General features: G+C 51.7%; 8 protein-coding genes and 2 pseudogenes. 6 read left to right on the forward strand and 4 right to left on the reverse strand.

The features are described 5' to 3' along the window. Window positions 1-190 precede the first annotated feature (190 nt). Window positions 191-1,306, forward strand: coding sequence for a DNA cytosine methyltransferase (locus GZH52_RS15920; RefSeq protein ID WP_163317928.1), 1,116 nt, complete (start codon window positions 191-193; stop codon window positions 1,304-1,306). Between the two features lie 79 nt (window positions 1,307-1,385). Further along, window positions 1,386-3,017, forward strand: a complete 1,632-nt coding sequence (locus GZH52_RS15925) for a nuclease-related domain-containing DEAD/DEAH box helicase (protein WP_163317929.1) — start codon at window positions 1,386-1,388, stop codon at window positions 3,015-3,017. On the opposite strand, the gene GZH52_RS15930 is transcribed toward GZH52_RS15925, so the two are convergent. The 4 genes from GZH52_RS15930 to GZH52_RS15945 all read right to left on the reverse strand — a co-directional run bounded on the left by GZH52_RS15930 (window position 2,957) and on the right by GZH52_RS15945 (window position 9,491). After that, window positions 2,957-4,693 carry a DUF8724 domain-containing protein gene (locus tag GZH52_RS15930; protein ID WP_163317930.1) on the reverse strand — a complete coding sequence of 579 codons (1,737 nt, stop codon included), beginning with the start codon at window positions 4,691-4,693 and terminating at the stop codon, window positions 2,957-2,959. The two genes, GZH52_RS15925 and GZH52_RS15930, sit on opposite strands and share 61 nt — an antisense overlap. After that, window positions 4,693-7,770, reverse strand: a complete 3,078-nt coding sequence (locus GZH52_RS15935) for a helicase-related protein (protein ID WP_203525810.1) — start codon at window positions 7,768-7,770, stop codon at window positions 4,693-4,695. The genes GZH52_RS15930 and GZH52_RS15935 overlap by 1 nt, the downstream gene beginning before the upstream one ends. After that, complete coding sequence (locus GZH52_RS15940) at window positions 7,763-8,962, reverse strand: sigma-70 family RNA polymerase sigma factor (RefSeq protein ID WP_163317931.1); 1,200 nt, start codon at window positions 8,960-8,962, stop codon at window positions 7,763-7,765. The genes GZH52_RS15935 and GZH52_RS15940 overlap by 8 nt, the downstream gene beginning before the upstream one ends. A gap of 124 nt (window positions 8,963-9,086) precedes the next feature. Continuing rightward, window positions 9,087-9,491 carry a very short patch repair endonuclease gene (locus GZH52_RS15945; protein WP_163317932.1) on the reverse strand — a complete coding sequence of 135 codons (405 nt, stop codon included), beginning with the start codon at window positions 9,489-9,491 and terminating at the stop codon, window positions 9,087-9,089. A 90-nt stretch (window positions 9,492-9,581) separates the two neighbouring features. Here GZH52_RS15945 and GZH52_RS17160 point away from each other — a divergent pair, with 90 nt between their 5' ends. The 4 genes and pseudogenes from GZH52_RS17160 to GZH52_RS15960 all read left to right on the forward strand — a co-directional run bounded on the left by GZH52_RS17160 (window position 9,582) and on the right by GZH52_RS15960 (window position 11,036). Next, window positions 9,582-9,950: a transposase gene (locus GZH52_RS17160; RefSeq protein WP_432417446.1), complete on the forward strand. Its 369-nt coding sequence runs from the start codon at window positions 9,582-9,584 to the stop codon at window positions 9,948-9,950. Between the two features lie 17 nt (window positions 9,951-9,967). Then, window positions 9,968-10,353: pseudogene (locus GZH52_RS17165) on the forward strand (IS5 family transposase). A gap of 71 nt (window positions 10,354-10,424) precedes the next feature. After that, window positions 10,425-10,768 (forward strand): annotated as a pseudogene (locus GZH52_RS15955) (integrase core domain-containing protein); the annotation flags it as partial. Window positions 10,769-10,835: 67 nt separating this feature from the next. Then, window positions 10,836-11,036, forward strand: coding sequence for a hypothetical protein (locus tag GZH52_RS15960; protein WP_163317933.1), 201 nt, complete (start codon window positions 10,836-10,838; stop codon window positions 11,034-11,036). Window positions 11,037-11,122: the final 86 nt, after the last annotated feature.

Here is an 11,122-nt window from a genome sequence, read left to right on the forward strand (position 1 = left end):
CGAGAGTGACAAAGGCAACATAGAAACTGGTCTGAATTTGACAAACTGTGCGAGAAGACCGAGATTTTCTGTGTACCGACAGCCCTCAGCGATATCATCAGCATGATCATGGCATAGCACATGCCGCGATCGACCCACAAGCAGAAATAGCGTACGATACGCTCAATGCTAGTAAAACAATTGATTCGGCATGACAAATTCACCAAACGTAATCGATCTCTTTGCCGGTGCTGGCGGCCTCAGCCTAGGAGCCGCTCGCGCTGGTTTTTGTGTTTCGGCTGCAGTTGAGATCGACCCGTTCGCCACAGAAACGCACCTCAAAAATTTCCCTAACACCAAACACTCCTCCGAAAGTGTCGCGAATTTGACAGGACGGCAGCTGCTCGCCATTGCCGGTCTTTCTGATGGAGGGCTCGATGGGCTGATTGGCGGACCGCCTTGCCAAGGGTTCAGTTTTATGGGGCGGCGTCAGATCGATGATGTGCGCAATGACTTGTTCGTACACTTTTTCCGACTTGTTGCCGAGACGCGCCCCCGCTTTTTTGTTGCCGAAAATGTACCGGGTATCAGAGATCCTCGGTATGACCATATTCGCGAAGCCGCCTTTTCGTATGTCCGCGAAGCTTACACAATCATCGGTCCCATAGAAGTGAAAGCGAGCCTATACGGTGCACCAACAACCCGTACGCGTATTTTCTTCATCGGTTACGATCCACGACGTATGACCCTGAATGAAGAAGCATTTGCGCCGTCTCCTGACATTGATATTGTGAATGTTGGGCGAGCTTTAGAAGGCTTGCCAATTTTTATCGACCCTGCTTGGCAGTCCGAAGCAAGTGGATGGCGCAAAGTCGATCTCATGCAAAAAGGACATTTTGCCGAACATCTTAGAAATGCCGTTCCACCTGGAGTTGGTCACCAGACATCTATAGATCGTCTGCTCGAGAAGTCTGAAGTTTCCGGTTGCATGGGCACGCGACATCTTCCTGAAGTAGTTGCAAGATTTGCCAAGTTGGCCCCAGGACAGCAAGATTCTGTTTCCAAGGGGGTACGGCTTAACCCTAGCGGTTTTTGCCCGACGCTCCGAGCTGGAACGGGGAGCGATAGAGGAAGTTATCAAGCAGTTCGCCCCATACATCATGTTGAACCAAGGGTGATTACTCCCCGCGAAGCAGCCCGGCTGCAGGGTTTTCCAGATTGGTTCGCATTCCACAAAACCAAATGGCATAGCTTCCGCCAGATTGGCAACAGCGTGAGCCCGATCGTTGCAGAAAACGTGTTGTCTGTCATTCGCGCCGCGTTGTAAGTGTGGCTCTACTTTCACGGGTATTTAGTCCCTGTAACCTCCTTTACTTCACCTCCACTAACATTCTTCCGAATAGCTTATGGCTCGCATATTTTCGCTTGGAGATCCCGATAAAACTCCAAAATCAGAGAAAGTCATACTCGAGGCACTGGGGAGGTTAAGTGACGAATGGATGGTATTACATTCGGTTGCATGGCAAAGCCCTCGGGGCGGTAGACAAGGTGATGGAGAGAGTGATTTCGTTATCCTGCACCCTTCCCATGGTGCGATTGTTCTCGAGGCAAAAGGCGGTGGCGTAGAGTTGACCGACGGTTGTTGGTATACGAACAACCGTGAAGGGCGACACAAAATCAAAGACCCTTTCCAGCAAGCAACAGACTCGAAACATGCGTTGCTCGCATATTTCAGAGAGGCGCTCCCATGGTTTCCTGCAAAAGCTCGCATTTGTCACGGCGTAGTTTTTCCTGACATCAATGTAAATAGTCGTTTTGAGGCTGCTGGTCCTCTCCCCATAGTCGTCGATGCTGCAGGGATAAGGGATATTGAGCGCTCTCTTTTGACAATATCTACTTATTGGAAAAACAGCTCTAAACTTACCCCAAAAGATGTCGACGAAATCAAGTCCAAGCTTGCTCCATCTACAGCAATTCGTCCCATTTTGTCTACTTGGGCTAGACGCGTGTCGGACGAGCTAATCCATTTGACTCATGAACAAATTGGAACGTTAGACGGGCTCGCCAGAAATCGTCGAGCAGCCATTCTAGGCGGTGCTGGCACAGGAAAGACTCTTTTAGCCGTTGAAAAAGCAAAACGACTCGCTGAAAATGGTTTTCAAGTTCTATTGGTCTGTTACAACGAATTGCTCGGTAAGCACTTAGAGGCCGAATTTTCAGACTGCGGATTAGTTAAGGTGTCACGCTTTCACTCTCTAGTTATGGAGATGGCGCGTAGAGCAAAGATTGCGATTCCGAAAGAGTTGGACGAGCGTTGGTGGAGCGAGGAAGCTCCTTTGATATTGCTCGATGCGGCAAAGGCCTGCGATTTTTCGCCGGATGCCGTATTGGTTGATGAGGCGCAAGATTTCGAATGGGATTGGATCGAATCGTTGCTTTCTATCATGCGCGACCCAACACATGGTGTGTGCTATGTATTTGCCGATCCGTTGCAGGATCTATATCGCAGACCTTGGGAGCCACCCTCCTCATGGACTCAGTACGAAATAACAAAGAATTGTCGAAATAGTTTACCGATTGCGAAACGGGTTGCTAGCGTTGTTGGCTTAGCCGAGCCCTCCGTCGGTGCACCGGGACCAGAGCCTGTATTCAGTTCTACAGACTTTCGTACTGTACGATTCAGTACAGTACAACGTTGGGCTCAGGAGTTAATAGAGAAAGAAGGCTTTGAGCCTTCTGAAATCACAGTACTAGTTGACAAACCGTCTACTGCTACAGAGCTTCGATTGCTTTCTGCGGGCTCGACTCCATTTTGCCGGCATGGCGAACAGGGCGTTATGGTGGAGACCATCAAGCGCTTTAAAGGGCTTGAAGCCGAGGTCATTCTTGTGGTCTATCCGACGGCTGGAATTGACAAGGTCCGAGAGAACATACGCGAGAGTGCGTATGTTGCTCTCAGTCGTGCTCGAAGCGTCCTTTATGTATTTGCCCCCGCAGCAGATCGCGCTGATCTCGGATTCGGCAGCAGCGAGAAATAGCCGCCTGCACCGAACAGTGCTTTCCGAGACAAATGCGTGTTAAACAATCTGCAAGAGGGCTCACCGAGGTGTAGGCAAGCCATGCAAGCCGATTTGCCTTTCGAACAGCCTGGGTCCAAAGGACAGCGATGTTCGCCGTGTACGACCTCCGCAAGGAGCGTGTCTAGTTCGCGCTCAAAGACTGCGTGTAAGCCACCTAGCACGAAATCGCCACGGGGTACTGCGTATACAACAAACGATAACATGCTATCCAATACGAGTTCTGACAAGGCATTTCGATCAATACCGGCGTAAATGGCAACGGTACGAATGAAACGGTGCGAATAGGAATGCACCAAATGCAATATGTCTGACCTTACTGACTCTCCTGACGCGGCATCGGCTGCAGCAACAAGAATTGCGGCATAAGTACTCTCGGTTGAAGTCGCTGCGTGGATATCGTGTCCCTTAAGCCTCAACCATTCAGCCACTCGTTGTGGGTTCAATCTGACCAATAGTGCTTCGGTCTGCGCAAGGTCCCCATATACCGGAAAAACGTTACGGCGACTTCTATCATGATGCCTAAATGGCCGAAGCGTGGACTTGGATGGATCATGGTCGCCGCGCGTATACCCGTAATGCCCAGTAAATATTGGGAAACGCTCGATCAATTCTATGCTCGCTAATCCTGCACTTTGCATTGCCTCAGGATATTTGGCTCGATACTGCACACTCAGCTCATGATCTGCCGCGATTGCTGCTGCAAGATCTTCCGTTCGTAACCGAGAATCCAAGGTTGCTAAGGCTAACTTCATTGCCTGTGATTCGCATTCCGCCCGTAAATCGATCGGTAGCTCTGGAATTGCCGTTTCTCCCACAGGTAAACCTGATGCAGCCACTACCCGTTCAACAACTTCGGGTGGCATCCCCCGGGTCAAAAGATCGCTAGCTAACGAACTTTGCGTTTCGGCTGTTTCTAGTGCAGATTTTTCCTTCATTCCACCAAAGAACCATGTCAGAGCTCGCGCACTACCTCCGGCATTTTCCAAACGACGGCGAGCCTCTGACAGAGGCGGATTTACCAGGACGACTGAACGGGGAGTATATACGACAGCCGCCCTATGTACGTTGAACTTCATAGGTGCCCCACAGGAGCACTTCATGAATGGCAATCCTTGTCGGGACCAATTGCACTTGGGGCATTTGAAGCGTAAATCGGCGATAGACGCCGACTTGGCAAACTCTAATCTGACCTCGCCATGAGTTGGACAACGTTCGATAGAAACTTCGCGAATCTCTCCGCAGTCGTGATAGGCAACGAATGGCAGTTGACCTTTAGTTCTTGAATTGCATGGGCAGATGGCATCAGGTGTTAAATAAACCAGATTGCATCCCTTACAGATCCATTGTTTGGGAAAGGCATCTAGCAGAACGCCGTTCGCCTCGTCGATCTGGTAGGGTTCGACCTCGGCGATACCCGTGCGTAGTTTGTTCAAGAAACGATAGTAGTCAGTTTGAGCGGTCTCCCACCCTCGAGCCTGACGTAAAATTTCTGATTTGAGCGCTCCTGAATCAACCTCACTCAGCCGGCGAGGAGCTCGCCATTCGCGAACTTTCCAAATACCCCCTTTGAGGTCGATAGTCTGTTCCGGTAAAAATCCATAAATAATTTGGGATGCGCTGCGGGTATCTTTCATCAAATTTTGCTCCCATGAACCGGAATTTGGGTATCGACGTCACGTAGCGATGTCATTGGACCGCCCGTTGGGGACGCTTCAGAAGGAAATTTCGCCCCAGACGGTGGTTGATGTAGAAGTTCCGCGAATTCTTCATACCAAGCCTGGAGATCCGAACGTAGCCCTTCATCGAGCGCTGTATTGAAGCCTAGCGCTCGAATCGTAGTCTCACACTCGTCAACCCAGTTTAGGCTCGAATTAAGTGCCCACTCACGTAGCTTAGGAATCGTAGTCAGCGGCTTTCCAGAATTCGGTTCGTGCAACATGAGGATCCGTGCTAATGCCAAACCGGCAATCGTGCGATCGAGGACTCTACGACTACGGCGCGTAATAGGGACCGGCTCAACGAATCGATCAGCTTGAGTTACGAATTCCCGGAACATTCGGTAGACCGTCGCATCTCGCTCACGCGCAATCTTATGTACGACAAAGACAAGTCCAGGAAAGCGCCTCCCCACACGAGCGGTAGCCTGAATAAATTCAGCTGCACCGAGGGGAAGGCCAAGCATAATCATGGCATTCAGGCGGTCCACATCGACCCCATGGGACATCATGGACGATGCAGTGATGGCGTGGATTCGATCATAAAATTCGTCTTCTGGGCTCTGCAACCTTTGCAAAATCTCGGCCACATCGTTGAAATTAGTTTTTCCTGTCAGGGTTTCCCAGTTGACCTGATGGTCGGCAATCTGGGGTTGCATTTCTCCAGAACGATAAACTGCTTCGATATCGCGTAGCGAATTGCCATAAACCACCTGCGTTCCGTAGTCGAGAATTAAACGATTTGCAAAATTTGGGTCAATACCGAGGGTGGTGCATACGGTCTGTGGGTCTTCGATGAGCTCGCGAATACAGATTTGCAACTCTCGAACGATGCTGTCGTTGACCCATTCGAGGGTTAGTCCTCTAGGGGCGATACCGACAAAACGACGCATCGGCTCTACAGATTTTGCTGACCAGAAACCGATACCCGGTTTCGGGCCTGGTGTCGGGAAAAGTCTTGCTTTTCTTCGGTAGAGTTCGTCGATCTGCTTTTCGTACCCTCGTAGCGTCGCCGACGAAGCTAAGATCTTGGGCCGCGTGCCGCCCAATGTCATTGTCAAATCGTCGTATAGGCTTTCGTAATGCGAATCTACAGCTCCTAAGCTATCGCGAAGTAGATGAAGCTCATCTTGCAATCTAAAACGCGGGGCGAAACGCTTATGATCCATCCCCAATGGCTCAACGTTCGCTTCACAGTCAGGTAGCAAACATCCAGATTTTCTACCGGTGCGGGGTGCATAAACAAACCCATGGCCGGGGCGGGAACATTTCCCCCAAGGTGCGCCTACAAGTCCTCTCATTGCTTGTTGCATGCCGATCAATGCCGCTTTGTCCAGCGTTCCGACCAACACCGTCGGCAAGAATCGGTATATTTCTTCGTCGACCACGTAGAGCGGTAACGCGCGCTCGGGCCATGAACAGCCTTCCGCCCCACATCGATGCTCGAGTGTCCATGAACTTCTATGGAATGCCATTTTTAGATCCCTATTACCACAGAAGGGGCAGTAATCCAGGACCCGATACTTCATTGGCATCGTTTCGTCGTTGGCATTGGGATGATCTTTGGGATCTAAATAGATCTTATTAGGAGTAGCCCCAGACCCGATAAAAAAGCCGAGCGAAATAGGATCGCCGCCAATTTGTTCTTCACGTCGTATCAGTTCGGCTGCGGCCAAAGCATCGGCAAAACGTTGCGTTTGCTGTAGGGAAAGCATGCGCAAAGGGAATCGACTCCAGGCTGTTATCCCTGATGTCTTTCCCGTCAATCGGTCGTAGAACACTGCAGTAACCAACAAGCCAAGGTAAGTTTCGGTCTTACCCCCACCGGTGGCAAACCATACAACGTCGCATATATCGGTATCGCCGGCTTCTCCCACTACCGATGACAAGTTGGCGAGCAAGAAGCCGAATTGAAAAGGTCGCCATCCGCTATACCCGCGTGACTTGCCAACAGAAGCCATCGCTCTGTGCATGCAAGCAAACGATCTTGCCAAAATTGGATCGTTATAGAGCAGTTCAACACCGTGGGCAATACGTTCGACTTCTTGCCAAAAACTCAGAGCATCAAGATCCGCTTGATGACGCATCTCATCGGACCACTCTTCAGTCTTTTCTCTTCTGCTTAATTCCTTTTCGCTCCAATGCTGATCTCCCCATTCGCGAAGAGATCGCACTAAATCTAAGCCCGCATCGACTGCGGCATCGGTCAAATAGGTAAACGTTAGGTTCGGCGGTTCCGTTTCTGCTCCCCAGAATTTCGGCCGCCAAGTGTCTACAACAACGATATCATTGGTCCGTAATGCATTCTCCACGAGATCGACACCACAGTTGATGCCATATGCAGGCACCCCTCTGTCATATCGATAAGCCTCTGGAAGCTTTTCCAGAATAAACGGCTCGATTTCAATGTCTCGAACCTCGAGAACACACTCGTATAGCCTCGTATCGAAATCATCTCCTTTGTCAGATAGATCGCCATCGTTGACTAAGGAAACCTGTAATTCGACAACTTCAGACTCATCTTCGACTTCGATCACTTCAACGTCGATACGGGCTCCGAATTTTGTAATATCTGCTTCATTGCATAACGCATCAGCTAGCAGCTGTTTTCCAAATTGGCCGATAGATTTCTTCGTATCGATAGCTACAGGAACTGATATCTTTGGAAGACGCCGTTTATGCCAATTACCATCTTTGGCCTTGATCCAAACACACATTGAAACCACTGCGGTGAATCTATATTCGGCAGCGGTTGGCGTACGGAAGTGGACCCCAATTGCACATGGTTCTAGGCGTTCCCCACGCTCGTCAGTGTTAGACGAAAGAATGGCGTTCTCTGGTTGGATTCGTCCTAACCAAAACCTATTTGCGGGTGCCACACTCGACTCATCGGATTCATCCCCTCGGCCCGCAACTACCGTACGCTGAAGCAGCCAGTCTCGGAACCGGATTCGTGCTTGCCCACCAGTTAAGGCATTCATTTGTTCATCAATCATCCAGTTCGTCCTTTTTGAATCCTGCAATATTTGCTTTTTTAGCTAACCGTTTGAGCCCATCGGATTCGATCTGTCGGATGCGCTCACGCGTGACGTTAAACTCGGCTCCGAGCGATTCCAATGTGACCCCGCTTCCCCCATCGTCCAGCCCGAACCGCTTTCGAATGACGTAGGCCGTTCGATTGTCGAGCTTTTCCAATAAGGTAAAGACGATCTCCCGGCGTTCTTTGATGCAAGCGTCTTTTTCCGGTGAGTCTGGTGCGATCAACAAATCGCCTAGCCGTTCGTCCTCCTCACCCATCGGTTGATCAAGAGATACTGGCTCTAACACCAGAAGCTGTCCGATGAACTGAGTTTTCACGACATCCCATGCCAATTCGTCTGCAATTTTAAAAATTGAAGGCGAGATATCGCCATTTTCATGGCGCAGTAAGCGCACTGCGCGAATGTAGCGGATGAGGTCGGAGTAAGCGTGATAGGGAAGGCGGATGGTGCGGCCTTTGTCGGCGATTGCACGAGTGATTGCTTGACGAATCCACCAGACTGCATAAGTAGAAAATTTTGTACCGAGCTCTGGATCGAATTTGTCGCAAGCTCGCAGAAGACCAATCATGCCATCTTGGAAAAGATCTTCTAGGGGTTCCCCGCTGTAGAGTGCAAAAACACGCGCAATGCTCACTACAAGGCGAAGGTTGGAGATAGCGAGCCGAGAATGCGCTTGCTCTGCCTCTTTAACAATGCGTTGTAATGAGGCCTGGTTCTTGGATACGCTTGCTTCGCGGCCGAGAGCAATCTTGCGGCCAAGTTCGCGTTCTTCTTGGGCTGTGAGAAGGGGTAAGTGGAATGCCGAACTCAACGAGCCGCGAGCCAATGCGGCCTCTGCATCGGCCAACGAGAAATGGTTGCCTTCCTTGTGGGCATCGTCCTCGATTTCGCCCGGGTCTTCCTCTGTTTCGACAATGCCATCGAATTCTAGTAGGTCGAATAAGGCGGCAGCTTTTTGAGCGTTCAGTTTGAGTGAGTGGGCAACCCTTTCAATCTCAACGCGTTTCAATGCCCGTTGAGCCCGATCAGCATCGGCTTGCAGCCATTCGCGCGCTCGCTGGACGTCGGGATCTTGTTCTGGGCTTCGATCATCGGGCAAGAGCACATTGTGGTCTTCAGCCGAGGTCCCTGTTCGTGAGTTTGACATTCACATTGCGGTCGATGGTTGGCCCGAATGGCATCAATCTAACACATTGTCGTTGGTTTTGTACTCTAAGGTATGGGGTTGCGCGCAGTCTGTAGAACAGCTGGTGGCCGTTGTGCTGCCGAAGTTAGCTCAGGAATGCGATTAACCTTCCTTGAAGTTCCTCTTGGGCCTTGATCTGGCATTGCCAGACGATTAATACGCCCCACCCTTGTTGGCGAAGCTCTTCCTGTACCTGGGTATCTCGAAGAATATTTTTGGCGACCTTTGTCGACCAATATTCGATATTGCTCTTGGGAAGCCGTGCCTTAGGACAGTTTTCGTGTCCGTGCCAGAAGCAGCCATGTACGAATATGATCTTTTTTCTACCAGGGAAGACGACGTCCGGAGTACCTGGCAACCTACGGTCATGTAGCCTGTATCGATAGCCAAGCGCAAAAAGCAGTTTTCGTACCGCCAACTCAGCGGAGGTGTCCTTCTGGCAGACTTTACGCATGATCTCGCTTCTTTTCGAAGCGGAGACTCTATCCATCGTCAGAATCCTCTAGTGGCTTAGAGCCGCTAACAAAACCATCTTGATGCCACGGGAGCGAGCCCCCATCTGGTTGGCATGAAGCGAAGTATGGTCAGCCAGAAGCTTTGGAAATCATTGCAGCCACTGCTGCCGGTCGTGCCCCGTTCACGCAAGGGCGGTCGTCCTCGGCTGGACGACCGGGCGGCACTGAACGGCATCCTGTTCGTCCTCACCACGGGAATCCCGTGGGAGGATCTTCCACAAGAACTGGGCTTCGGTAATGGCATGACCTGCTGGCGGCGTCTACGCGACTGGCAGGCTCAAGGTGTTTGGGATCGTCTGCACTTGGCGTTATTGACCCAGTTGCGCCAATGCGACGAGATCGACTGGAGCCGAGCCAGTATTGATGGGGCAAGCGTCGCCAGCCCCCGGGGGGCCAAGAAACCGGCCCCAATCCCACAGACCGGGGAAAGCTAGGTAGCAAACGACACATCATCGTCGACCGACGCGGTGTGCCGCTGGCTCTGAGCATCACCGGCGCCAACCGTCACGACTCGATGGCATTCGAGACCTTGGTCGATACCATTCCGGCCGATCCCGGAAACGGCCACACAAGTTACACGCTGACAAAGGCTACGACTTCCGTCGTTGCCGCGAACATCTCAAGCGCCGTGGGATTCTGGCGCGCATTGCCCGCCGTGGCGTCGAAAGCAGCGAGAAACTGGGCCGGCATCGTTGGGTAGTTGAACGTACCCATGCGTGGCTTGCTGGCTTCGGCAAACTGCGCATCCGTTTCGAACGACGACTTGATACCCATTACGCCTTGCTCAAGTTGGCCTGCTCCTGGATCTACCTGCGATTTATCGACAAGTTTTGTTAGCGGCTCTTAAGTGTCGCATCCCTGACGGCCACCCGCTGAGTCTTCGTGCCGATCAAGCCGCAAAAATCGGCCGCCTGTTCAACCGCCAGAAGCAGGCCAGCGGCGAGCATGAATTCGACTGGCTATATGCAGCGCTGGAGATCGAACACCGGCAGACCAAACAACGTACGCCGCAGACGAACGGGATGGTCGAGCATTTCAACGGCCGGATCAGCGAGGTGCTGGACACACACCGTTTCGAATCGGGCCAGGATCTCTCGACCACGCTGGAGCGCTATGTGCTGCTCTACAACCAGCATCTGCCGCAGCTCGCCCTGCAACACTGGACACCGATCCAGGCCATGAAGGCGTGGCAGAAGAAGCGTCCGGATTTGTTCAAAAACGCGTTTGCAATCGCCCGGGACTGGATAGCTAACCAACTCGACAAGACCTGAATACCACACATATGGGGAGCCACCCCAGCCCCGTAGCCGCAAGCCGTGGTGAAGCTGGCCGACAAGGTTTTAAGCCGCCTCTTGTCCGAGCGGTTCGCGGTAGCGAGCCGCGAGTTAGGCGGCGCCTTGGCGGCCGGCTTCGCCGCGGGGTTTCGCAGCGGCTTCGGGTCGCCTTTTCTTTCGGCCATTTCTTTTGGCGAGACAAAAGAATCTATGGTCAGCCTGAACTTTGCAAGGACAGAATCGTGATGAACAATGACAGGGAAGGCTTGCTCTAATCTATCCGGATTCCTGATGGGCAGCTATGCCCGATCCATGATGTGAGCCGCTCCTGA

The organism is Crenobacter caeni, from assembly GCF_010435965.1.
GTDB classification, from domain to species: Bacteria; Pseudomonadota; Gammaproteobacteria; order Burkholderiales; family Chromobacteriaceae; genus Craterilacuibacter; species Craterilacuibacter caeni.